This window comes from Pyrococcus yayanosii CH1 (assembly GCF_000215995.1).
Taxonomy (GTDB): domain Archaea; phylum Methanobacteriota_B; class Thermococci; order Thermococcales; family Thermococcaceae; genus Pyrococcus; species Pyrococcus yayanosii.
This window is the reverse complement of record NC_015680.1, coordinates 975,541-998,495: the sequence shown is the minus strand read 5'-3', so window position 1 is coordinate 998,495 and position 22,955 is coordinate 975,541. Positions and strand designations below refer to the sequence as shown.

At 53.3% G+C, this 22,955-nt stretch carries 32 protein-coding genes; all 32 read right to left on the bottom strand.

Translation table 11 applies throughout. From position 1 onward, the window contains the following. Positions 1–6: 6 nt before the first annotated feature. The 32 genes from PYCH_RS05550 to PYCH_RS05395 all read right to left on the bottom strand — a co-directional run bounded on the left by PYCH_RS05550 (position 7) and on the right by PYCH_RS05395 (position 22,953). Positions 7–423, bottom strand: a complete 417-nt coding sequence (locus tag PYCH_RS05550) for a 4Fe-4S binding protein (RefSeq protein ID WP_013905873.1) — start codon at positions 421–423, stop codon at positions 7–9. Further along, on the bottom strand, positions 420–1,379 hold the full coding sequence (locus PYCH_RS05545; RefSeq protein ID WP_013905872.1) for a respiratory chain complex I subunit 1 family protein: 960 nt from the start codon (positions 1,377–1,379) through the stop codon (positions 420–422). The genes PYCH_RS05550 and PYCH_RS05545 overlap by 4 nt, the downstream gene beginning before the upstream one ends. Next, the gene (locus PYCH_RS05540) at positions 1,376–2,665 is read right to left on the bottom strand and encodes a hydrogenase large subunit (protein ID WP_013905871.1); all 1,290 of its coding nucleotides are present in this window, start codon (positions 2,663–2,665) and stop codon (positions 1,376–1,378) included. Before PYCH_RS05540 ends, PYCH_RS05545 begins: the two co-directional genes overlap by 4 nt. Next, the gene (locus PYCH_RS05535; RefSeq protein ID WP_013905870.1) at positions 2,662–3,231 is read right to left on the bottom strand and encodes an NADH-quinone oxidoreductase subunit C; all 570 of its coding nucleotides are present in this window, start codon (positions 3,229–3,231) and stop codon (positions 2,662–2,664) included. Before PYCH_RS05535 ends, PYCH_RS05540 begins: the two co-directional genes overlap by 4 nt. Next, positions 3,224–3,742 (bottom strand): NADH-quinone oxidoreductase subunit B family protein, encoded by a 519-nt coding sequence (locus tag PYCH_RS05530; protein WP_013905869.1) that lies wholly within the window; start codon positions 3,740–3,742, stop codon positions 3,224–3,226. Before PYCH_RS05530 ends, PYCH_RS05535 begins: the two co-directional genes overlap by 8 nt. Before the next feature lie 4 nt (positions 3,743–3,746). Continuing rightward, on the bottom strand, positions 3,747–4,094 hold the full coding sequence (locus tag PYCH_RS05525; protein WP_013905868.1) for a hypothetical protein: 348 nt from the start codon (positions 4,092–4,094) through the stop codon (positions 3,747–3,749). Next, complete coding sequence (locus PYCH_RS05520) at positions 4,094–5,623, bottom strand: proton-conducting transporter transmembrane domain-containing protein (protein ID WP_013905867.1); 1,530 nt, start codon at positions 5,621–5,623, stop codon at positions 4,094–4,096. Before PYCH_RS05520 ends, PYCH_RS05525 begins: the two co-directional genes overlap by 1 nt. Beyond that, entirely contained in the window at positions 5,620–5,973 is a 354-nt protein-coding gene (locus PYCH_RS05515) for an NADH-quinone oxidoreductase subunit K (RefSeq protein ID WP_013905866.1), read from the bottom strand. The genes PYCH_RS05520 and PYCH_RS05515 overlap by 4 nt, the downstream gene beginning before the upstream one ends. Next, positions 5,970–6,413, bottom strand: a complete 444-nt coding sequence (locus PYCH_RS05510) for a Na(+)/H(+) antiporter subunit B (protein WP_013905865.1) — start codon at positions 6,411–6,413, stop codon at positions 5,970–5,972. Before PYCH_RS05510 ends, PYCH_RS05515 begins: the two co-directional genes overlap by 4 nt. Then, on the bottom strand, positions 6,406–6,705 hold the full coding sequence (gene mbhE, locus PYCH_RS05505) for a hydrogen gas-evolving membrane-bound hydrogenase subunit E (protein WP_013905864.1): 300 nt from the start codon (positions 6,703–6,705) through the stop codon (positions 6,406–6,408). The genes PYCH_RS05510 and mbhE overlap by 8 nt, the downstream gene beginning before the upstream one ends. After that, positions 6,702–6,968: a DUF4040 domain-containing protein gene (locus PYCH_RS05500; RefSeq protein WP_013905863.1), complete on the bottom strand. Its 267-nt coding sequence runs from the start codon at positions 6,966–6,968 to the stop codon at positions 6,702–6,704. The genes mbhE and PYCH_RS05500 overlap by 4 nt, the downstream gene beginning before the upstream one ends. Then, a complete protein-coding gene (gene mnhG / locus PYCH_RS05495; protein WP_013905862.1) occupies positions 6,965–7,330 on the bottom strand; it encodes a monovalent cation/H(+) antiporter subunit G in 366 nt (121 codons plus the stop codon). The genes PYCH_RS05500 and mnhG (PYCH_RS05495) overlap by 4 nt, the downstream gene beginning before the upstream one ends. Then, entirely contained in the window at positions 7,327–7,581 is a 255-nt protein-coding gene (locus tag PYCH_RS05490) for a cation:proton antiporter (protein WP_013905861.1), read from the bottom strand. Before PYCH_RS05490 ends, mnhG (PYCH_RS05495) begins: the two co-directional genes overlap by 4 nt. Next, positions 7,578–8,081, bottom strand: coding sequence for a monovalent cation/H+ antiporter subunit E (locus tag PYCH_RS05485; RefSeq protein ID WP_013905860.1), 504 nt, complete (start codon positions 8,079–8,081; stop codon positions 7,578–7,580). The genes PYCH_RS05490 and PYCH_RS05485 overlap by 4 nt, the downstream gene beginning before the upstream one ends. A 151-nt stretch (positions 8,082–8,232) precedes the next feature. Further along, positions 8,233–8,739, bottom strand: a complete 507-nt coding sequence (locus PYCH_RS05480; protein ID WP_048058380.1) for a 4Fe-4S dicluster domain-containing protein — start codon at positions 8,737–8,739, stop codon at positions 8,233–8,235. A gap of 5 nt (positions 8,740–8,744) precedes the next feature. Then, positions 8,745–9,800 (bottom strand): FAD-dependent oxidoreductase, encoded by a 1,056-nt coding sequence (locus PYCH_RS05475; RefSeq protein ID WP_013905858.1) that lies wholly within the window; start codon positions 9,798–9,800, stop codon positions 8,745–8,747. A 13-nt stretch (positions 9,801–9,813) separates the two neighbouring features. Then, a complete protein-coding gene (locus PYCH_RS05470; RefSeq protein WP_048058226.1) occupies positions 9,814–10,191 on the bottom strand; it encodes a 4Fe-4S dicluster domain-containing protein in 378 nt (125 codons plus the stop codon). A gap of 124 nt (positions 10,192–10,315) precedes the next feature. Then, positions 10,316–11,881 carry a proton-conducting transporter transmembrane domain-containing protein gene (locus PYCH_RS05465; RefSeq protein ID WP_013905857.1) on the bottom strand — a complete coding sequence of 522 codons (1,566 nt, stop codon included), beginning with the start codon at positions 11,879–11,881 and terminating at the stop codon, positions 10,316–10,318. Positions 11,882–11,891: 10 nt separating this feature from the next. Further along, entirely contained in the window at positions 11,892–12,377 is a 486-nt protein-coding gene (locus PYCH_RS05460; RefSeq protein WP_048058225.1) for a Na+/H+ antiporter subunit E, read from the bottom strand. Continuing rightward, positions 12,378–12,779: a Na+/H+ antiporter subunit C gene (locus tag PYCH_RS05455; protein ID WP_013905855.1), complete on the bottom strand. Its 402-nt coding sequence runs from the start codon at positions 12,777–12,779 to the stop codon at positions 12,378–12,380. Further along, positions 12,776–13,516, bottom strand: a complete 741-nt coding sequence (locus tag PYCH_RS05450) for an MnhB domain-containing protein (RefSeq protein ID WP_013905854.1) — start codon at positions 13,514–13,516, stop codon at positions 12,776–12,778. Before PYCH_RS05450 ends, PYCH_RS05455 begins: the two co-directional genes overlap by 4 nt. Further along, positions 13,517–13,771: a hydrogenase subunit MbhD domain-containing protein gene (locus tag PYCH_RS05445; protein ID WP_013905853.1), complete on the bottom strand. Its 255-nt coding sequence runs from the start codon at positions 13,769–13,771 to the stop codon at positions 13,517–13,519. It lies immediately after the preceding gene. After that, positions 13,764–14,123: a monovalent cation/H(+) antiporter subunit G gene (gene mnhG / locus PYCH_RS05440; protein WP_013905852.1), complete on the bottom strand. Its 360-nt coding sequence runs from the start codon at positions 14,121–14,123 to the stop codon at positions 13,764–13,766. Before mnhG (PYCH_RS05440) ends, PYCH_RS05445 begins: the two co-directional genes overlap by 8 nt. After that, a complete protein-coding gene (locus PYCH_RS05435) occupies positions 14,120–14,401 on the bottom strand; it encodes a monovalent cation/H+ antiporter complex subunit F (protein WP_013905851.1) in 282 nt (93 codons plus the stop codon). The genes mnhG (PYCH_RS05440) and PYCH_RS05435 overlap by 4 nt, the downstream gene beginning before the upstream one ends. Before the next feature lie 38 nt (positions 14,402–14,439). After that, positions 14,440–15,468, bottom strand: a complete 1,029-nt coding sequence (locus tag PYCH_RS05430) for a formate/nitrite transporter family protein (protein WP_048058379.1) — start codon at positions 15,466–15,468, stop codon at positions 14,440–14,442. Positions 15,469–15,474: 6 nt separating this feature from the next. After that, the gene (locus PYCH_RS05425) at positions 15,475–15,750 is read right to left on the bottom strand and encodes a hypothetical protein (protein WP_148236200.1); all 276 of its coding nucleotides are present in this window, start codon (positions 15,748–15,750) and stop codon (positions 15,475–15,477) included. Further along, the gene (locus tag PYCH_RS05420) at positions 15,710–16,525 is read right to left on the bottom strand and encodes an NADH-quinone oxidoreductase subunit B family protein (protein WP_013905848.1); all 816 of its coding nucleotides are present in this window, start codon (positions 16,523–16,525) and stop codon (positions 15,710–15,712) included. The genes PYCH_RS05425 and PYCH_RS05420 overlap by 41 nt, the downstream gene beginning before the upstream one ends. Next, positions 16,522–17,019 (bottom strand): 4Fe-4S dicluster domain-containing protein, encoded by a 498-nt coding sequence (locus PYCH_RS05415; RefSeq protein ID WP_013905847.1) that lies wholly within the window; start codon positions 17,017–17,019, stop codon positions 16,522–16,524. Before PYCH_RS05415 ends, PYCH_RS05420 begins: the two co-directional genes overlap by 4 nt. A gap of 1 nt (position 17,020) precedes the next feature. Continuing rightward, positions 17,021–18,748, bottom strand: coding sequence for a hydrogenase large subunit (locus PYCH_RS05410; RefSeq protein WP_013905846.1), 1,728 nt, complete (start codon positions 18,746–18,748; stop codon positions 17,021–17,023). After that, entirely contained in the window at positions 18,745–19,671 is a 927-nt protein-coding gene (locus PYCH_RS05405; RefSeq protein WP_013905845.1) for a respiratory chain complex I subunit 1 family protein, read from the bottom strand. Before PYCH_RS05405 ends, PYCH_RS05410 begins: the two co-directional genes overlap by 4 nt. Before the next feature lie 10 nt (positions 19,672–19,681). After that, positions 19,682–21,736 (bottom strand): proton-conducting transporter transmembrane domain-containing protein, encoded by a 2,055-nt coding sequence (locus PYCH_RS05400; RefSeq protein WP_013905844.1) that lies wholly within the window; start codon positions 21,734–21,736, stop codon positions 19,682–19,684. 2 nt (positions 21,737–21,738) lie between these two features. Next, positions 21,739–22,953 carry a complex I subunit 5 family protein gene (locus tag PYCH_RS05395; RefSeq protein WP_013905843.1) on the bottom strand — a complete coding sequence of 405 codons (1,215 nt, stop codon included), beginning with the start codon at positions 22,951–22,953 and terminating at the stop codon, positions 21,739–21,741. Positions 22,954–22,955: the final 2 nt, after the last annotated feature.

Below are 22,955 nucleotides of genomic sequence, written 5' to 3'. Positions count from 1 at the left end.
AAGAAGTTAAGACTTCTTTGCTACCTCCTTGGCCTTCTTCTGCTCTTCTAGCTTCCTCTTGTACTCCTCGATTTCCTCTTCGGTGAACCACCTGAGCTTCTTATCATACTTGTCGTAGGTTGCAAGGAGGAACTCATCGCTCATCTCTAGGGCTCTTGTCGGGCAGACGTCAACGCACTGCTTGCAGAAGACGCAGCGTCCAAGCCACAGGGTGACCTTTCTGACCTCCGGTAGGTAAATGAAGACGCCCGCCGGGCACACCATGACGCACATTCTACATCCAACGCACTTGTCCACGTGATAGATAATCTTGCCTCTGAAATCTTCAGGAACGGGGACGGGGTCCGTTTTCGGGAAGAGGTTAGTTGCAGGCCTCTTGGCGATGTTCTTTAAGACCGTTGAGAGGAGCGGAAGCTTTATCACATAACCACCCCCATGGCTATTATCAGGCTGGCCACAAGGCTGGCACTGAATACCCTCGTCCAGAGCAGGTTGACGGCCTCTGTGACCCTAAGCCTACCTGTAACGGCCCTGAAGACCGTCTTGGCGACGAAGAGCACCGCGAAGACCTTGGCGGTGTGTATAAGAAGGTTGACCACGTAGCCCTCAAGGCCTGGCATCTCAATTCCCCATGGGAAGAGTATGGCCACGACGAGTGAAGCGGCTATGAACTCTTTCAGGGACTCGGCAAGCTTTATTATGGCAAGGTAGCGACCGCTGTATTCCACGAGGGGTCCCTCGGCAATCTCCTGTTCAGCCTCAGGCACGTTAAAGAACCCCGCCTCCACCTCACTCGCCAGCCAAGTCATGAAGACGTAGATGAGTACAGCACCCCCAACCCATGCCATCGGGCCAAACTCCCAGATATTGTGCTCGTAGAGGTTGGCGAGGCTGAAGGGCTTCTCGACGCCGTGCTTTGAGAGGGCCCACATCACCGTGAAGACTCCAAGCATCATCGCGGGCTCCCTTGATGCAAGTAGTGCGATCTCCCTGCTCGCCCCTACCTTCGCGTAGGGGTTGCCCGAGCTTATGGCACCAAGCACGAGGAAGAAGTCAGCTAGCGTGAGGAGGTATATGAAGACTATTATGTCGCCCTTGGTAGCGAAGAGCGGCTTAAAGCCGATGGGTGTATAGGCCAAGAGTGCTATGGTAGTTGCAAGCATGAGGATTGGGCTAGCCTTGAACATGAAATTGGCAGTATTAGGCACTATCGTTTCTTTACTGGCAAGTTTCAGGAAGTCGTAGAATGGCTGCAAGATCGGCGGCCCTATCCTGCGTTGCATCCTCGCGACGAGCTTCCTGTCTATTCCCGCATAGAGGAGCGATGCTATCGAGACATAGGCGTAGATGCCGAGGAGGGCGAGGAGCTCCCAAATCATAGCAGACCACCCCTCAAACAGCCCAGTCCAGCGGGCGTTGGATCGCCCCTGATATTGGGATTTATTTCCCTCGTTTTCTCAATCGAGAGCTTAAGAAGGTCCTTCTCCGTGAGGATGGTTCTCTTTCCATCCTTGACTACCGCGACCCTGTCGGTACAGCTCAGGCATGGGTCTATCGAGGCTATTGCAACGACAACGTCGGCGAGCTGATTGCCCTCAAGTGCTTTCGCTATGGTGAATAGATTTGGAAATGTGGGCTCTCTCATCTTCCAGCGCAGAGGCCCGTCTTTGCCTTTCTGACCGCGGACGTAGTGAACGAGCTCGCCTCTCGGGGCCTCGTACCTTCCTATTCCCTCTCCATCAGCCATAACTTTGAGCTTTGCGAGGAGGACGTTGTCCTTGGGGAAGGTCTTTATCTTGCCCTCGGGCATCTGATCGAGCGCTCTCTCTATAAGCTCAAGGCTCTGCCAGAGCTCTCCAATTCTCACGGCGACCCTGTCGTAAACGTCTCCCCTTGCCTTCTCCCCAGTGACGTCTTGCGGGAGGATGGGCTTTACCCCGAGATCCGGATAAACGCCGAGTCCCTCGCTCCACCTGGCATCTTCTTTGATGCCGCTTCCCCTTCCCGTCGGTCCCACGGCACCCATCTCCAAGGCAAGCTTTTTGGGGGCCGTGGCGACATCTCTAAGCCTTGCCTCTATCGTGGAGTCGTGGAGGAAGATGTCCTCTATCTGGGGCATAATCTTCTTGTAGTACTCTATCATTTCGAGGATCAGCCTCTTCCTCTTCTCGTTGATGTCCCTTCTAACGCCACCTATGGTTATCATGGAGTAGTTGACGCGGTTACCGCTGATGGCTTCAAGGACGTCCATGACCTTCTCACGGGCTAGCCATGTTAGGTGCAGAACGGTATCGTAACCTATGTCGTGCCCGATGACACCGAGGTTGAGGAGGTGGGAATGAATCCTCTCGAGCTCGCCGATAATAACCCTTATATACTCGGCCCTCTCGGGCACTTCAATACCCGCCATCTCCTCGACGGCCCTGACGTAGGTGTGGTTGTGGGAGAAGGAGCAGATGCCGCATATCCTTTCCGCCAAATACATTATCTGGACGTAGTTCCTCCTCATGGCTATCCACTGGATGCCCCTCAAATTGTAGCCGAGCTTGACGTCAACGTTAACTATGCTCTCACCGTCGAGCGTGAGGATGAACTTCTCGGGCTCCTCAAGCCCTGGATGAATTGGGCCAAAGGGTATCTTGACCCAGTATTCAACCTTCTTCATGTGCTACCCCTCCTGAGGAGATACGGATGGCCGGCGTTCTTCACAATCTCTTCGCTTATGCCCTTTTCGTCAAGTCTGAGCGGGTAGATATCCTCGGGGAAGTCGTCCGGAAGGAACAAACGCCTCTTGTCCGGGGCACCCTCGAAGTCGAGCCCTATCATCTCCATGCATTCCCTCTCGAACTGGAGTGCTATAGGATATACATCGCTGACGTCGGGTAGAACGGGGTCCTCCTTGGGAACCTTGGTCTTCACGATGAGCGAAACGCCGGGGGCATCTTCATAGAGGATCAGGAGGTGCGTTGCTAGGCCCAGCTCTTCGCCAAGGTCCTCTTCAATTGCAATGGAGTAGTGGGCCTCTGGATCCAGCTCCCTGAGGAACTCCATGAGGGGTTTATAGTCCTCCCTGCTCACGCTCACCCCTATTCGTTTCCTACCCCACTTGTTCTCCCTGACCTCGACCTCAGCCCTCGGGAACTTGGCCTTTATCATCTCGGCGATCTTCTCCTCTTTGGTTGGCTCTCTCTGCGCCTCAACATTCTCGGTTGTAGGGTTAGCGTCACTCATTATCTTCACCCTCCTCCGGAAGTTTCCCCTTAATTTTAAGGGCCAGCTTCTCCAGCGCGAGGACGACGCCGTGGAGTATGGCCTCTGGCCTCGGCGGGCAACCCGGAACGAAGACGTCAACGGGTATTACCCTGTCGAGGGGGGCGTTTGTGAAGGGGCTCTCGTAGAAGACGCTACCCCCGGTTGGACACGCCCCAACGGCTATGACTATCTTCGGCTCGGGGGTCTGCTCGTATACAAGCTTGACCCTCTCGAGGCTCTGGTTCGTAACCGGGCCGGTAACGAGTAGGATGTCGGCATGCCTTGGGCTACCAACGAGCTTAACGCCGAAGCGCTCTGCATCATAGCGGGGCGTCAGCGCGGCTATTATCTCGATGTCGCAACCGTTGCAACTCCCCGAGTTCACGTGGAAGACCCATGGTGAGCGCCCTATGAATCGGCATAACTGAGCAATCCTCTTCTCAAGCTTCTCCCGCTCCAATGAGTTCCCATTGACAGGAACCTTGATCATGATGTCACCCCCTCAGCAGGAGGATCACGAGGACGAAGGCCGTCGTCATGAGTAGGTAGCTCGCATAGTCTGTGAGCAGGCCGGTATGGTCCTTCTGGAGGATTGTGAAGAACCTCTTGACACCGTGGATTAGACCCCACATGACGTTCCTGCCAGTGTAGTTGCCCTCGAGGTGCTCGAAGCCGGGAATTACTTTCTCAGAGTCCTCACCGCTGATGAATATCTTCGTTCCCTCTCCGACTTCCCTCGTTCCCATGCCCGCCTTAGCTGCCCACCTCTCAAGGAGCCACGCGAGGATAAGGCCGATGATAAAGACGAGGACGAAGTAGAGAGCGTCCCAGTATCCGAACATCATCCCACCCCCATAAGGGCCGCTACGTATCCGAAGACGTCCCAGAGTGCCCTAGCTGCAGGAATCATGAACTTCTCACTTATCTGCCACGGGAGGATGCCCATGATAATTATTGTCGCAACTAGGATGAACATTGGAATCAGCATTGCTGGGCCTGGTTCCTTTGCCTCAATGACCTTCTCGCTGGGCTTTCCGAAGAAGGTGAAGAGCACCCTAACGTACGCTGCCGTACAGAAGGCCGTTCCGATGATTGCTATGGCACCGAGGACTGGGTTGAACAGTGCTGAGCTCTCGTAGATGAGCCACTTGCTGGCGAAGCCGTTGAGTGGAGGTAGGCCGACTATGGCGGCCGCACCTATGAGAAAGGCAAAGGTCGTCTTGGGCATGCTCTTTGCTAAGCCACTCAATTCGTTGAGGTTCCTCGTGCCAAGCTCGTGGATGACGGCCCCAGCGACAAGGAAGAGGAGTGCCTTCATCAGGGCGTGGTTGACGGTGTGGTAGATGGCTCCAGCCAGGGCGATTTCGCCAACCTTTGTTCCGTAGGCGGCTAGGCCGATACCGAGGCCGAGGAGTATGTAGCCTATCTGCCCGACCGAGGAGTAAGCGAGGAGGCGCTTCATGTCCGTCTGGATAACGGCCATGGCGTTACCCACGATGAGGGTTATGCAGGCAAAGATTATTATTATCCAGCCCACGGTCGTGAGGTTTACTGCCGGAGAGAATACGCTGAAGATAATTCTGGCTATTGCGTATATGCCACCAACCTTTATAACCAGCCCACTCAGCATTGCGCTGATAGAACTTGGGGCCGCTGGATGCGCATCGGCGAGCCACATGTGGACGGGTGAGGCACCACTCTTGAATAGCAGGCCTCCGAGGAAGAGCGCCAAGGCAACCTTAGCCACTATGGTCGGGTTCTCGGCCATCTTAATGGCCAAGTAAGCCATCGTCAGCGTTCCATACTGGCCGTAAAGGAGAGCTATGCCGAGCAGGACGAAGGAGCTGGCAAGGGAACCAACGAACATGTACTTTATACCCGCTTCAATGGCCTCCCAAGTGTCATTCCTAAAGGCGACGAGGGCATAGCTGGCTATGCTCATTATCTCGAGGAAGACGTAGAAGTTGAAGATATCGCCCGTTATCGCTATACCAAGCATGCCGAGCTCGAGGATAAGGATGAGGGTGTAGAACTTCTCGAGCCCGGTGTCGTGGGCCATATACTCGAGGGAGTATAGCACCGCCAGAAAGCTCACAAAGGCCACTATGACGACCATGATTGCTCCAAGCTTGTCCACTTCCCAGACTATCCTTATTGGGAAGTTCGCCATGCCGAAGGGGCTCTTGGCACCGAGCGTGTAGACTATCGTCCCCCTATTCCAGACATCCCTGAAGACCTGAACGGCTACTGCAAGAGTTGCGCCGCTGATGAGCAGGGCCCAGGCTTCTCTTGCTCTCCTTCCGAGGAGGCTCACTATAGGCATGGAAAACGCTCCGAGTAGGGGGATTATTATGAGGTACGGCAGTATCATCCCCTCAACCTCCTGATCTTCGTTACGTCAAGGGTTCCATAGTGACGGTAGGCGTTTACCGTCATGGCCACCGCGAGGGAAAGCACACAAACGCCGATGACTATGCTCGTCAGGACAAGGGCTTGGGGAATCGGAGCTACCATCGCGCCACCCTCATAGCCAGTGTAGACGGGGGCCGTCGGGGGAATACCGTTCTCCATCCTGTAGCCTTCACTTATGAGGAGCAGGTGTATTCCAGAGTCGATTAGGTTCAGGGCGAGTATCAGCTTGATGAGGTTGCGCTTGTACAGGAAAGCGTATATCCCGAGAGCTACCATTATAAAGGCCGTGAGGTACTGGAGGGCTATCACTTTCGCCACCTCCTGTAGAGGGCTATTGCCATAAGCGCCGAGACGAGTCCGGTGAATACCTTGAGACCGACGGCGAGGTTCATTATTGGCAGATAGCCAGCCGAGAGGAGAGTTCCGGGCTGACCGTTGAGGAAAGGCCCTTCATGCCAGAGGATGTTGTAGAAGAAGGCCACACTCAGGCCAAGCATTGCGGCGCCGAGGAACACGAGGCCCCCTATCCCTTCTAGAACTGAATACAGGCTCTTGTTTATCCTCTTCTTGGCCTCTTCAAGGCCGAAGGCGACGAGGAAGAGTATTCCAGCCCCGGCTATCGTAGCCCCTCCCTGGAAGCCGCCACCCGGTGTAAGGTGGCCGTGCGAGACGATGTAGGCGCCGAATATTCCAATGAGCGGTATTGTGGTTCGTGCAAGCGTCCTCACGATGAGTCCCATGTCACTCATTCTCATCCCTCCTCCAGGGCCTTAGCAGGGCCACGGCACCGGCTATGGCCGTAAACAGAACGGTGGCTTCGCCGAGAGTATCGTAGCCACGGTAGTCGAACACTATGTCAGTTACGATGTTCGTTCCTCCAACCTCTTCAACGCCGTGCTCTATGTAGTACTCATCGGTGTAGCGATATCTAAGCCACTCATCACCGCCAAGGCCAAACTTTATCCCGTAATCGGGATGCGTCGCTAGTAGGAGGGCCGCAAAGATAACGAGTAGCGAAAGGAATGCCAGTGTCTTCTTCATGGGGCCTCACGCTCCCATCTCTCCGTCTTGGCTATCGCATAAACAACAATTGCGGTAACGACGCCTGCACCAACGGCGGCTTCAGCTATAGCCACGTCGGGGGCGTGGAGCATATAAAACTCGAGACTGAGGAGTAGGCTCATGGCAGCCGAGGCGAGGGCGGCCGAAAGAAGGTCCCTGAGGTTGATGATAAGGACGGAGCTCACTATGATGCCCACCAGTATCATCGCTTGGATTACCATATCAAGGGTTGCGGGGTTCATTCTTCTCCCCCCTTCCTCTTCAACAGATAAGCATCGACGACGGCCCCCTTGGGAAGATATCCGCTCAAGTGTGCCGCCTTGGCGATGGCGTGAGCGCCCGTTGGGTTCGTTAGTAACAGTGCTACGAGAGCAACGACGCTGTGGAGGGCCATCTGCAGGTACTTGGGGTTCCCCGTTTTATGAAGCATATTGAGGGCGTGGACAACAACGGCCAGAACGGCAAATATCGTGCCAAAAGTAGTGCATTTTGTAGCTCCATGAAGCCTCGTGTAAACGTCGGGGAAGCGGTGGAGCGCTATACTTCCTAGGAAATTGAAGGCGATGGCGATAGTAAGGAAAGCATAGATCACATACTCTATCACGCCAATCCCCCCTGAAGATACCTGGCTATGATAAGCGTTCCAATGTAGCTGAGCAAGGCATAAACGATGGCTATGTCGATGTAGATAGTTCTGCTGTAAGCAGCCCCCAAGAGTATCATCGCGGCTACCACTAAGGTGTTGAGTGTGTCGAGGGCCACGACTCTGTCTGGGACGCTGGGACCGAGGATGAGTCTGGCCACGGCCAAGAGGGCCGCCACTCCCACCATGAGTGTGGCGTAAAAGAATATCATTCTCCCAACCTCCTCGCCCATCTTTCAAATGGGCCTGAGACGGGCTCCGAGTTCTCGGGCCACTCAAGGCCTTCGGGGATGTTTATCCAGTGAACGTACAGGGCTTTCTCTTCGGGGCAGGCGTCCACCGTTAGGGTTCCCGGGGTTAGGGTTATTGAGTTGCTGAGGATTGCATACTGGGCATCGTTTTCAAGGTTGACGGGAACCTTGACTATGCCGGGCCTTATCTTTCCTGTTATGACCCTGTAGGCAACGTCAAAGTTTGCTTTGACCATGCCCCAGAAGAGCACGGGAGTATAGGCTATCGCAAGAACCCACTTCACTGGATTTAGGAATCTTACCGCCTTATCCCCTATTATCCCCCTCGTCGCGTAGCCCACGATGGCTGAGAATATTAAGCCCGCCACGAGCTCCTGCGTGCTCCATAGTAATCCCTTGCTACCCGCGGTGAGGACGAGCCAGAGGATATAGGACCAAGCGAAGGCCGCGATAAACGACAACCCTGACACCTCCCGGACTCGAATTAGATTGTTTTGTTTACCTTGACTTCAGGGGTTGATTCTCGCGAGCTTTTAAAACGCTTTTCTGAAGCTTAGAATTGCAAATTGAAGTATAAAACTGGCTGTTTTCAACCAAAGGTTAAAAAAGAGGCTAGAGAAGCCGCCCTACACCTTCCATGCTCTCGAGAGAAATTCTTTCGCGGGCTATCTTCTCGGCCGTTCTTCTTCTTATTTCGTCCTCGACCTCCTCGGGCTTTCCAAAGAATATGGCTTCTGCTGGGCACATCTCGGCGCATGCGGGCTCCATTCCTAACTTTCTCCTGTCGGCGCACATATCGCACTTGGTAACCGCCCTGATTCTCACGTCATAGCTCGGCGCGCCAAAGGGACAAACGGCGAGACACATGAGACACCCAATGCACTTCTTGGGGTTGATTATGACGGCACCATCACTGTCGCGATAAATAGCCCCTGCAGGACAAACGTCCATGCACGGAGCTTTATCGCAGTGCTTACAGCTTATTGGGACCGGCAGACCCGAGACAGTGTAGTATATCCTTATGTTAGGTTTCCCATTGTGAATGAACTCACAGACGGACTGACAGGTCTCACATCCTATGCAGAGGCTATAGTCAACGTGGAGGATCCTTCTCCTCATCTCCATCACCTCCCCATTAACCAGTTGTGAATACTCTCGCCCGCATAAAGGCCGTCCTTAACGGCCCTCCCAACCTTTGAGGGGCCCAGAACGACGTCGCCAGCCGCGAAAACTCCCTCTCTACTTGTCATATGCCTTGAATCGACAACTATCCTGCCCTTCTTGTCAACTGCTATGCCTGCGTCCTCGGCGAAGGGAGGCGTTGGCGTCTGACCAATTGCGAACACGACGTAATCAACCTCCACCTGGAAATTAGATCCATCAATTGGAATAGGTTTCCTCCTTCCCGTCTCGTCGGGTTCACCGAGCTTGCACTTCTGGAGCTCTATTGCCCTCACCTTCCCGTCTTCGCCTATTATCTTTACTGGAATTGTAAGTTCAAGCCACTTAACGCCCTTGCTCTTCAGAAGGTTTATCTCATAGGCTCCTGCCGGAGCTTCCCGAATCGTTCTGCGGTAGCTCATATACACGGTGTCAGCTCCGAGGAGAAGGCTCTCCATGGCAGCGTCGACGGCCGTGTGGCCAGCTCCTATGACCATGACTCTCTTCCCCTCTATCGGGGGAATCTCGGTCCAGTCCATGTATCCGAGCTTGGCGGACTTTATCTTGAATAGGTACTCGAGCGCCGGATAGACTCCCTCTAGGTTTATGCCCTCGATGTTTGCCACCCAAGACTTCCAAGCTCCTGTGGCTATGAGCACAGCATCGTAGTCCCTGACGAGATCCTCGAAGTTCACGGTTCTTTCGACGTACTCATCACCTTCATCTTCTCTTTCGCCGAAAATGACCTTCGTTCTAGTGAAGAACTTCACGCCAAAGACCTCTTCGAGCTCCTTGTAACCTAATCTGACCCTATAGATGGGAATCCTGAACTCTGGTATTCCGAAAAGCATTAGGCCTCCGGGCTCGGGAAGCTTGTCGTAAACGTGGACTTCATGTCCGTGGCAGACGAGGTAGCCAGTGGCCGCAAGGCCGGCGGGGCCAGCACCGATAACGGCCACCCTCTTTCCAGTAGGTTGGGGCTTCTCCCTACACAGGAAGGCAAATCTCATACCCTTCATCACGAATCACCCCTCAGACCATGTATCCATAATAAGCTTTAGATGCGCGTGACTGAAGCTTTATCTTGCATTCATCGCACAAATACGCGAATTCGGGTCTTCCACCAGATTTCATAAGTACTTGGGCAAGATGTTCGGCTTCTTCCCTCGTGAGGGGAAGTCTTTGTCCGCACATGGCACAGATGGCGTATTCGAACTTTAACACCCGGGAAGAGGGCTTTTCTTCAATAGCTCCCGTAGGGCAAGAGGCGTTGCACTCAAATCCACAGTCCCTGCAGAGTTCAGGATGAAACTCCAAGATCCTCACCTGATTCTCACGAACGATTATGGCTCCGTGGGGGCATGCCTTTGAACACACACCACAGCCGATGCATCTATCTTCGCGGAGCATATTCTGCCACCATAGACCTTGATTCGGTTCGAATTTTTCTATTCTTCCAATTTTAGCTTCTCTCCGGCCTATAAAAGACTTTCCTGAACTTTCCCTTCCCAACCAAGGGTTAAATAGAGAGGTGTCAGGAGAGTTTCAACTTTACCGCACTCTCGAGCGCCGCCCTTATATAGAGCTCGTAATCTACGGTCTGATTCACGGCTGGGTTGATGTAGTGCTCGATTATATATGGAGCCAGCAGACCTAGGGCTATCGATGCTATAGCCAGTAGCAGGCAGACCGTGCTCATGCTAATAGGCTCTTTGACGTTTACCACTCCTGTACGCTTGCCAAGCCATATCTCGTAGAGCACCCTGATATAGGCAACGAGTGCTATGATTGAGCTCAGCACAAGGATAAGAGCTAGGACAAAGCTCTTCTCCATAAAGGCGTTGAACAGTAGCAGTTTGCTGAAGAAGACGTTGAGTGGTGGTATTCCTACGAGACTCAGGGAAGCTATGGCTAGGCTGAATGTTGCGAGGGGCATTTTCCGGCCAAGACCGGCGAGGTCGTTAATGTTCCTGGAGCCGGCCGCGTGAACGAAGACTCCCGCTGCAAGGAAGAGCAGCGCCTTGGCCACCGCGTGGTTTACCATGTGAAAGACCGCCGCCTGAAGTGCCAGCTGTGTTCCAGCCCCCACGGCCATTGCCAAGTAACCCATGTGCATAATGGTTGAATATGCTATGAGCCTCTTGATGTCCCTCTGAACGTTCATCATTAAAGCCCCAAACAGTGCCGAAACAGCGCCGAGAGTTATGATTATCGTGCTTATGATATGAACCATCTGACCGAGCTGGCCGCTTAGCTGGCCACCATAGATTGTGTAGAGGAACCTCGCCAGGGAGTAAATGCCGACGTTTACAACCAGTCCCGAGAGAATTGCCGATACAGGACTTGGAGCGGCGGGGTGAGCCTCTGGAAGCCAGAAGTGGTTAGGAACTATCGCCGCCTTAATTAGGAACGCCCAGCTCGCTAAAGCCAAGACGATACCCGAGGCAACGGCTATGTTATAGTAGGTCTCGTTGGCAATCGGAAAGTTTATTCCGTGAATTATAGCGCTTAGGTTGGCCATGTTTAGGGTTCCAAAGGCGTAATATATGACGCCGAGGGCAAGGAAGTACATGGTGGTCCCAATGGCACCTATGAAGGCGTATTTCAGACCAGCGTAGATTGAATCCCCCCTGGCATTGTAGTACATGACGAGGGCGTATGCCGCGATGCTGGTTACTTCTATCATGACGAAGAGGTTGAAAGCGTCGCCCGTTAATAAAACCCCCAATAGGCCGGCTTCGAGGCCGAGATAAAGTGTGTAGTACCATTCAAGACCACCCTCCCTTTCAAGGTACCGATAGCTGTAGATTGCGATGAGGAACATGAGCACGGCTGTGACTAGGGCAAGGAGGGCGCTCATCTTGTCGACTTCGTAAATTATGCCCACTGGCGCATTCCAGCCGCCGAAGGTATATATTAGTGGCTTTTCTGCGGCATAAGTTATCTTAAAAAGCTTGCAGGTGGCAAGCAACGTCAAGCCTGTGCCGAGCAAGGCATACATCTGGATAATTTTCTTATTGCCCTTTACGATTATTGAGGTTAGTGGAAGTGCAAAGGCAAAGACGATTGGGATTATGGGGGTCAGTCCAACAACGTTCATTCACACCACCTCACTCGAACATTCTCTTAGCGAACTTCTCAAAGTCGGCCGAGATTTTTTCCCTGGCTCTTTCCGGGTCTTCACTCGTCACGTTAATCCAGTTCACATAGAGATAGTTTTCATCCATGTCAACAACAACGGTTCCCGGCGTGTTCGTAATCGAATTTGCAACTAAGGTCTTCGCGTAATCGGTATTCACCCTGATTGGAACCCTAACTATGCCGGGGTTGACGTTCCCGGTGATTATCCTGGCCATGACATCTAAGTGAGCCTTCGTTTCAGCCACCAGCATATACCAGACGAAATATATGGCACCCCAAAGCCACCTAACCAGATTGAGGGCCTTGGCATCGCTCCTGACGAGGAACTTCCCCATTAGGGCCCCGGTAATGATGGCAACGATAGCACCGGTAGCCAAATCGTAGGGAGTCACTGATCCGGTAAAGATGATGTAAGTTACAAACCCTAAGAGAGCCGTCGATAGGAAGCCTCTCATTCACCATCCCTCCCTCAGGATTTCAGGCAATTTCTTTCCGAGCTCCCTAACGTCGGTACTTCCGTAGATGCGGTGTATCTGGATTATTGCGAAGGCTATGAGGACGTTGACGGCCATTCCAATGACGACCGCGGTAATTACCAACGCCTGAGGAAGCGGGTCAACTGAATGAGCTATAAAGCTGCTTAGTGCCTTCTCCTCCCACTTCGGTAAGATAGGGGGCTGGACCGGGTATATCAGGCGGTAGCCAAGAGCAACTACGAAGAGATTGGCCGCATCACCGAAGATCGTTAATGCTATGAGTTTTTTGACAAGGCTCGGCCTCCTTGCTATCCCATAAAGGCCGATGAGCATGGTGGCTATTATCGAGAGTAGCGTTAGGCTCCAGAGGAACGCAATCATTCACAGGCACCCCCTTTTTCCTTGAACTCTTCTTCGGGAATGGCGAGCAGGAGGAACACCGCCGTGAAGCCCGCTCCCACGGCAAGAAATTCAAAGATGTTGTAGTAGATCAGCGAACCACCGAGGGGAACCCCTAAAGCTTCGGCCGGGAAAATCGGTTGATTCTGCATTATGTGGCCTCCACTGAGGAGGGGGATCAAAGCAATAAGGGCTATGCCTAAGAGGCCTATTGAACGGAGTATTATCGCCTTCGTCTTGTCTAGGCCGTTGTTTTCGAGTGCATACTTGGAGTATGCTGCAATTATGAGGAGTGGCGCAACCGCTAAGGCAACGCCACCTTGGAAGCCGCCACCCGGCGTGAGCTGGCCGTGGAGTGCTATTGATGCCGAGATAGCTAGGATGAGGGTGGCGATAAACTTGGTAACTACCGGAACCGGCAGAGGCAGGGAGCTCTTGGCTTCAGCTCTCTCCTTCTTACCCTCTATCCTGAAGATTGTAAGGCTTCCTATTATTGCGAGGAAGAACACGGCCGTTTCGAATAGTGTGTCAACACCACGGTAGTCCCAGAGGATTGACGTGACGACCTCTGGGCTCTTGGCTGAATAATCACCAAAGTAACTGCTCTCCAGGTAGAACTCGCCAAGACTCCTTAGGCCCTCTTGGGTGGGTAGGCTAAGATAAAATGCTAGACCAATGATTATACCGAGCAGGATGAGCAGGCTGAGTAGGCGCTTCATTTACACCACCTCGTATCTTTCGGTTTTGCTTACCACGAAGACGAGAAGTGCTGAGTAAATTCCAACAGCAATGGCAATGTAAGCTAGGACAACGTCTGGCGCCATCAGGATGTAGAAGGCTACGGCATAGGCCACAGCCTGAACCGCCGAGTAACCTATGGCTTTGAGGAGATCCTTTTCTGTCACTGCGAGGTATGAAAAGGCCATCCCAAGGACCGCCGCGATTGCCAAGATTATCAGGTGAACTTTAATCATTCTTCCTCACCTCTGCGAGGTGGTCAACCTTTGGCTCCCACTTCACGAGTTTGGCCCTGTGGGCAGCGTAAGCTAAAGCTGTTGCTCCGGCTGGAGCCGCGAGGAGAATTATAACCCCCGTGACAAAGCTTGCTCCCGCGATTGCATACTTGTGGGGGAGGAAGTCGGCACCGAGGGAGAGGAGCGAGATTCCAAAGAGAGGAACAACTGCACCGCCAATTGTACCTACCGTTGCAGCGTGTAGCCTGACATAGAAGTTGGGGAAGCGGAGCAGGCCTATGGCTCCAAGTAGGTCGCAGATTCCTCCAATGATGATCATGAGTGCTCCAAGGTAGAAGAGGATCTCGCTCATGCTCCCACCTCCCCTCTCGCCAGGTGTTTGGCAACGTATATGTCTAGGAGATACGCCCAGAGGGCGAGGGTTATGGCTCCCCCGATCAGAAAGACGCTTTTGAAGTAGACGGCAAGAATGGCCATAAAGGCTGCCAAGTCAAAGCTAATGCAATCCACTGCAAGGATTATATCTGGAACAGTCGGTCCTCTAAAGGCCCTAACCGTGTAGATAACTATCGCCAGCAGGTACAGCGGAATCGCAAGCTTCATGAGCGTCATGAACGCGTCTTCGAGCATCTATATCACCTCTCATAGTGAATGAAAAAATGAAAGAGTCAGTCGCGCTTGGTTTTCTTGTAGAGGAGGAAGGCGCCGACGATGTAGTAGAGGGACAGCACCAGCGGGACGATGTACATGGCGCCCTTGCCGAGTGCCTTGTCGAGTGCTATGCCAATTCCTGCGGGGATGAGAGTCGCAACGGCCCAGAAGGCCATGAAGACAATGAAAAAGTCAACGATCTCCTTGATGATTCTCTCAGTGCTCAGCTCTGGATGGCTGAGGTACCAGTAATAGAAGGCCACAAAGAGGAAGCCACCGACAGCGTTGCCGAAGGTTACTGGTATGAGGTTGTGGAAGAACTGGGTCCAGGTTATGGAGTAGTCACTTAGGAAGATGCCAGTCGGGATTACCCACATGTTAGCTATGGCGTGTTCGAAGCCTATGGCGACGAAGGCGAAGATTGGGAACCAGATGGCGAGTATCTTGCCGGCACCGTCCTGAACCCTTGCTGACTGCCAAATGGCCACATTGACGAGCCAGTTACAGCCGATACCGAGGAAAAACAACGCCAGTAAGTCCTTGGAGACCTTCCCTGTTGCTATGCCAACTGCGACCTGACCGAAGTAGTTCGGCTCGCCAACGTGGCCAAAGAGCCCGGTGAGTGAAACCGCTAGGAGCGCTAGGAATATCGAGCCTATGAAGTTTCCACCGTAGCTTCCGAACCAGTTGTAAAGGACGCACTTGAAGTCAGCGTAGCCCTTGGCCTTAGCGGAGCTGAGGAACTGCACATTACCGGTCCAGAGATCCGCTCCCGCCAAGATGACCGCTATGAGGCCAACTGGGAAGACGGCACCGAGTAGCACTTTGAACGCTGAGATGTTGCCCTTGTCTGGGAACAGCTTGGGACTGTATCCCGTGGAAGCAATTATGGCAAGCAGGAATCCGAAGGCAATGAAGGCACCTGCCATGAAGCCGGCGAAGAGCAATCTGCCTGGCGTAGTCTTGAATTTTGGCGTGGCCTTCTTGGCTATCGCTTCAAAGGTCGTATCAACTCCATACAGGACTTTTTCCTTCGTTTCAGCCATCATCCTTCACCTCCACTCTATTTTGAGCCTTTCATTCTCCTTTAGACTTGAGAGAGCTTTAATCAGCAGTTGCCTATCCCCCTCATCCAGCTCCTCCAAGGGAATCAGGGGAGCATCGGCGAGCGTGATGTATGGGAAGCGCCTTCTAAGTATGTGAGCCGCTTTGGAGCTTATCTCCCCGATTACCTCCTTCACCTCGAAGTCTCCCTCTATGTGAGCGAGACCAGCTCCTATACGAGTTTTAAATCCAATATACGAACTCTTTACCAGCATCCAGGGCATCTCTAACCCTCCAATACTCGCTCTCTAGGAGAGCCATGCAGAAGGCCAGCCTGACATCGCCACATTTGGCGGCGTACTCTTTGACAAGCCTTGCTAACTCTCCTCTTGGGTTCTCGCTCTTCTCCGCCTGCTCGACGAGCTTCATGAAGTCCTCCAGGATTCTCTCCCTATCCAGGTAGCCGACGAGGTGCCTGAGCCTCTCCCTAAGGGTCAGCCTTATCCTCTCCTCTATCGGGCCCTCCGGTAGCCTGAACTTCACGATATCATCGCTGTACTCCTGATAGCTCAATCTCTTCTCAACGAGTCCCACGAGCTGAGCTATTCCGTAGATTATCTCCTCCGGCCTTGGCGGGCAACCGGGGATATAGATTACTGGCCCTATCGGCTCCCCCTCCTCCCTGAGATCCGCTAAGAGCTCGTTTATACCTCCTTTCCGCGGATATTCGAGGCCTTTCCTGCCGCTCTCGGGCCTTCTGTAGATTGGATAGCCGTCGTAGAATATCCCGCCACTGCAAGTGCAGGTTCCAATTGCCACTATTACCCTTGGCTGTGGTGGCATCGCCTTTATCGTCTCCTTAGCACCGTAGTAGGCCTGCCTCGTGAGCGGACCGGAGACGAGGAGCGCGTGCGCGTGTCTTGGACTTCCAACTAGCTTTATTCCGAAGCGCTCGACGTCGTAGAATGGCGTGAGCACGTCGATTATCTCGATGTCGCAGCCGTTGCACGAGCCCGTATTGAGGTGGAAAACCCATATGGAGCGGAGTTTGGGCTTCATAGAACCACCTCCCTGCTGGCCCTTATCGTTCTGTCAACTGTTCCATTTCTTCTACATTCCATGCAGAGCCAAACCTTCTCCTCGAGCGCTTCTTCCTCTAAAACTTTCTTCGGAAGTATCTGAAGGGCCTTCTGAACCTGCCTGACGGTAAAGTCAGCGTACCTACCGCAGTTCTTGCATTTCACAAGCCTAAGCTCAACGAGTTCCACGTGGTCCTTCCTATTGGGCGATGCTGCCTCAAAGAAGTTGGTTAGCTTTATCGCACCGGTCGGACAGACTTCTTCACAGCGAGCGCAGCGGATGCACCTTCCTACGTCGAGGACAATCTTTCTCGTTCCCTTCTCGTAGTCGTCTATCCTGAGGATGGCATCGGGCGGACAGGCGTTAACGCAGGCTCCGCAGCCAATGCAGAGCGTTGGATCTATTTGTGGAATGCCCCTGTATTCGGGTGGGGCCTCGAGCTTTACAAACGGATACTTCAGCGTTACCGCCATCTCAGACCCTCCTTGAGGCCTTTATGGACAGCTTATTGAATTGAGCTTCTGTCAGAACTCTCACCTTTCCAGTCTCGATATCCACTATCTGCACCCTCTCTGTGCAGGAGTAGCAAGGATCTATAGAGGCCACTATGAGCGGTGCATCCGATATTGTATAACCTCTCATCATATCTGGAACGGCCGGGAGGTTGTTGTAGGTCGCCGCCCTTACGCGGTACCGGTAGAGCTTGTTCCCGGGTCCGGTCATAACGTAGTGAACGTTCTCACCCCTCGGAGCCTCGGTGGCTCCTATTGCCTCCCTGTAGGCAGGTATCTCCCTGTATTCCGCCAGAATGTCGCCCCCGGGCATCGTGTCGAGGACCTGCTCGATTATCCATATGCTCTCCCTGACCTCGTCGATCCTGACGAGGGCCCTCGCGAAGACGTCGCCCTCCTTGTAAACCGGCACCTTGAAGTCCAGATCCTTGTAGGCCGCGTACGGATGGTCCCTCCTGACGTCGAAGTCTCTGCCCGAGGCCCTTCCGAGGGGACCGTCAACGTCCCACTCCTTGGCGAGCTTGTAGGGAAGAACACCCACTCCTTCGCAACGCTTCACGAAGGTCCTCGTAGACATTGCGGCGTCAACGAACTCCTCGAATTCGGTCTTGATCTTCTTGATGGTTTTCTCTATGAGAGAGCGCCTATACTCGAGAATGTCCCTTCTAACTCCTCCGATGAGAAGCATTCCATAAGTTTTCCTGTTGCCCGTTAAGCGTTCAGCTAGCCACATGACGTGCTCCCTTATCTTCCAGGCCTTCATGAAGCCGTAGTCGTAGCCCGTGAGGTGGCAGACTATTCCGAGGTGAAGGAGGTGGCTGTGGAGCCTCTCTATTTCGAGAACTATCGTCCTTATGTATTCAGCCCTCTCGGGAACCTCTATCTCACCGGCCCTCTCAACGGCCTGACAATAGGCAGTTGAGTGGGTGCAGCCGCATATTCCGCATATCCTTTCGGCTATGAAGCAGACCTGGTCGTAGGTCAGCCTTCCCTCCACTATTTTCTCTATCCCCCTGTGGGCGTAGAAGCCGCGGTAGTCTACATCGGTGATTGTTTCTCCCTTGACGTAAAGCCTGAAGTGGGCCGCCTCTTCGAGGGCGACGTGGTAGGGCCCATAGGGGACGATGGCCTCGTTCTCTTTGGGCTTCTTGTAGGGGTAGAACTTCTCTCCAGGTGGGCTGTCCGAGTAGTGGAAGTCCTTCCTGAGGGGATAAACGCAGGGTGGCCAATCGTCGGGGAGGACGAGCCTTCTCGGGTCAGGATGGTCCCTCGCTTCGAGGCCTAACATATCCATAGCTTCCCTCTCGTACCAGTTGGCGCCCCTGTGCTTCGGCGTTATCGAGATGAACCATGGGTCGTTCTCGGGTATATAAGCTCTAACACCAAGGTAAAAGTCCCCGGCCTTTCCGTTCACGCTGAGCCAGTATGTGATGCTGAACTTGCCGTTCAGGGGCCTTTCGTCGGTCGCTACCATTGTGGAAAGCTGAGTCTCCTTCAACTCGGGATGATTGAGGAAGTAGAGGACAACTTCAGGTAGGTCCTCTCTATCGACAGTAATGATCCATTGGTTATAGGCAACCTGCTTGACGTCCTTTATCTTCTCCCCAAACCTCTCAATAATTTCGTCAAGATACTTCCGCGTAACCTCGACCCTCTCCTCAACGGATTTTGAATTAGCTTTCTCGCTCACATTCCCACCCCCAAGGACGCGAGCACCAGCAGGATGAGTCCAATAACGAATATTATGGTGTTCTGCCTGAGAGCCTGTATTACCTTCATGCGCGCCGTCGTCGCTTCTATAACCGCCGATAGGGCGTAGAGGATAATTAGGAGAGCTAGCTGCACGATAAATATCACAACACCGCCGATCAACGTTGAGACATCAACATAGTTCTTCAAGATAGGTATCGACAGCATGCTTGCGAAGAACCATGTCAGGACAACCCTCTTGGCCAGCAAGGCCCACTTGAAGAGTCCAAGCAACCTCCCGCTGTACTCTACGAGCGGACCCTCGAGTATCTCCGTCTCCGCCTCCGCTATGTCGAAGGGTATGAAGGCGCACTCGACATAGCTCCAGTAACCTAGGAACGCGAGGATCAAGAGCATCGCAAGGTTTGGCGTTAGGTTAAAGGCTAAGCCGCTGATACTGAGCGTGCCCTCCTTTAGAGCCATTATTCCGACGGCTATGCCCAGTATCGGCTCGACGCCAAGGATTAGCATCATCTCCCTGTTTGCTCCGGCGTTTGCGTAGGTGTTATTCACGAGGAAGCCGGCCATCATGAGTGAAACGGAGAATATTCCGAGCACGTAGACAAAGACGAAGATGTCTCCGGAAAACGCTATCGGAGTGAAGTTGCCGTAGGGAAGGAGCATTCCAGCCGATATGACGGCGGCAAGGGCTACATAGGGGGCTAATATAAAGCCTAGCCTGTCAGTTGGAAGGGTGGGCTCCATGGAGAGCAGGCTAGCTAGGTCATAGTAGGTCTGAAGGATCGGAGGCCCCTGCCTCTCCTGGATTGTCGCCTTGATCTTCCTGCTGATTCCGTCGAGGAGTGGTGGAAGGGCGAGGATTATGAGGAGGGATGAAATTCCGAAGATGGCCTTTTCGATCATCTTTACCACCTCACAGGAGTACCAAGGCCAAGATTATCGCCAAGGTCACAAGGGCTAGCGTTAAGCTTGCGTTGACTCTTATCTCACCGAGCACAAAGCCAAGCCCGCGCAGTATCTTGACGAAGGGCGCGAAGATGAACTCATCGAGGTAAAGTTCTCTGGCGGAGCGCAAATATGCTAGGCCGGCATTTGTTATGGTCCTTGATGTTGCATCCGCAATTTCGTGAAGCTTCGTGCAGAGCCAGAGGTAAGCGTAACTAACGCCATCCGTTATCCTTCCGCCGAGCTTGCTAAGCTCCTTGCCCCAGTGGTAAAGGACGTGGATGTATTCCTCGAAGGGCTCGTAGTAGTTGCTGGCCTTCATCTTGTAGGCACCCATCGGAATGGGTTCTCCGAGCGTCCAGGGCTTGTAGATTCTCTTGCGAATTGGAAATGCCACATAGAGCACAGTAAAAGCTATGCCGAAAACTATCACGAAGAGGAGCGGCTTGAAGACAGTCTCTCCTCCGGCGGGCATTCCGGGAGCCTTTATCATGATGAGTGAGTGTGTTGTGGTAAGCCATCCAGAGATATCGGAACCGCTGAGGATCTTTCCGGGCGAGACTAGCAACGGGACTACGCTGGAAGGTATCAGCCCGAAGAGAAGGCAAAGCAGTGCCAAGAGACCCTTGGCAATGAGCATCTCACTCGGGACCTCTTTGGCCTCCTTAGTCAGCTCGTTGGGCTCACCTCCGAAGGCTGTCGTGTAGAACTTGAGGAAAGATGCTAAGGTAGCGGAGCTTATGAAGAGAGCAAAGATGCCGAAGATGACGATGATGACGTTTCTTGAAAGGAAGGTGGCTTGATATATCATCCACTTGCTCATGAAGCCGTTAAAGGGTGGGACTCCAGCTATTGACATTGCCGCTACGAAAGTGAAGAGCGCTGTTACCGGCATGAGCTTCGCAAGTCCGGCGAGCTTGTTGAGATCCTTACTTCCCGTCCTGTAGAGGATCGAACCGGCCGAGAGGAAGAGCAAGCCCTTGAAGACGGCGTGATTGAGGAGGTGGTAAAGCCCAGCGGCCAAAGCTATCGCTCCGAAGGCTGCCCACTCGCCGCCCTTGGCGAGGAAGAAGATTCCTGTGCCCACTCCAAGCCAGATGTAACCCATCTGACCAACGCTGTGATAGGCAAGAAGCCTCTTGGCATCTGTCTGCTTGAGGGCGTAGAGCGTTCCAACGGTCAAGGTTATTGCACCTATTGCTCCGACGATGTAGCCAAAGATCTCATTCGGCTTCATGACGAAGCAAGTGAGCCTGACTAGGCCGTAGACGGCAACTTTAATCATGGCACCGCTCATCAACGCTGAAACGTTGCTCGGAGCTATAGGATGGGCTTCTGGTAGCCAGAAGTGAACTGGAACAACGCCTGCCTTGCTACCGAAGCCCATGAGGAACAGGAGGTAGTAGACTGCCCCAAGATGGAGCTTGGATAAACTTACAAAGTTTAAACCTTCCACCGAGCCGGTCTTGGCGTAGAGCAGGGCCAGGGCTAGGATGAGAGGCAAGGTGCTGGTGATGTGCATTGTGACGAAATACTTCCAGCCGGCCTTCCTGACGTGGCCCTCGTTGTGCTCCCATATCATGAGCACGTAAGAGGCCAAGGTCATCACTTCCCAGAAGAACACGAACCAGAGCAGGTTGGCTACCGTTACTATGAGTATCATCGAAAGCACGAAGGTCGAGTAAAGGATTACGTAGACCCATCCCCTTCCGAGCTTCTTGTAGGACTCCATGTAGCGCGGGGAATAGAGGGAGGTAGCTAGCCCAAGAATGCCGAGGACCATGCAGAGTACCAGAGAGAGCCCGTCAACGTGGAAGGGAATTCCGGCCAAGGTGAAGTCGATTGCCCCTCCCCTTATCGCGGTGGGTACGGCCTCGACTACGAAGGCCAACAGTGCCAGTGAGGCCAGCGTCGTGAAGGCGTGCCCGACGCGAATTGACTTCTCATAGTTGTTTCTGATGGGCAGGACTGCAAGCATCGAGGCCGCATAGAGGCATATCATGAGAGTGAAGAGCTCCGCCATCCTCACCACCTCACCCACAGGTACTGGCAGACGAATTGGCTCACCATCGAGAGGAGCAACAGCAAGATTACCGCTATCGCTATGCTTCCCGCGAGCTTCCTCTTAGGTTCCGGCCTGCCGTCGCCGATGATGTATGCGTGAATTACTCTGAGGAACAGGATGAACGCTATAACCCACTCAATGGCCGTGAAGTAAGCTAGAGCTGGACTGACGGTTAAGAGAGTCCTTATGACGTCGAGCTTGCTCAGGAAGAGGTTGAAGGGCGGAACACCTTCCAGGGCGAATATTGAGGCTATTAAAAGTCCAGCGGTGAGCTGGTCGGAATTTATCATTCCCCTAACCCTATTGAGGTTCTTTGTTCCAAAGGCATAGAGCATGGCTCCTGTCGATATGAAGGCGGCGGCCTTGGCCAAACCGTGGGAAACAACGTAGTAACCGACGGCCTTCTCAACACCAGTAACCCCAAGCAGGCCGGCTAAGATCAGCAGGTACATCCAGCCTATGTTGTCTATTGTTGACCAGGCGAAGAGCCTCTTGACGTCATCTTGAATGGCATAGCTAAGTATAGCAGCGAGCATGCTGAGAACTGCCATAATCCAAAGAGCATAGACTATCCACCCCGAAACGCTCCAGCCAACGCTTTCGAGCACCCTTATCGTTCCGTATAGGCCGAGCTCGACCATCGCACCACTCAACAATGCCGAGACGGGGCTGGGTGCGGCCGGGTGGGCATCGGGAAGCCAAAAGTGAAGCGGGAAGAGACCAGCCTTGGCCACGAATCCAAGGAGGAACAGAGGAACGATGACGTCCTTGTAGGCAGTTATGGGCCCAAAGTTGAAGGTGCCGTGGAAGGCGTAGTAAATTGTGATGGCCAGCATCAGCGGCGAAGTATCGAGGAGGTGCATTGTGGCGAAGTACTTCCACCCGGCCTTCTTGGCGCTCTCCTCGGGCCAGTCGTAGATTATGAGGAAATAGGATGCGAGCGTCATTGTCTCCCAGAGGAAGAGGAAGCTGAGCCAGTCGTGGACAAGCGGTATGAGGAGCATTGAGGCTATAAAGATTAGCAGGGTTGGATAGTAGGGGATCTTCGGCTTGAAGGTGTAAATCTCTAGGTATCTCACCGACGCGAGTATTGCCGCCAAGCCGAGTATCGCGACGTTGAAGACAAATAGTAGGGCAATCCTGTCGAGTGAGAGCGTGAGTGTGAACTCGAACATTC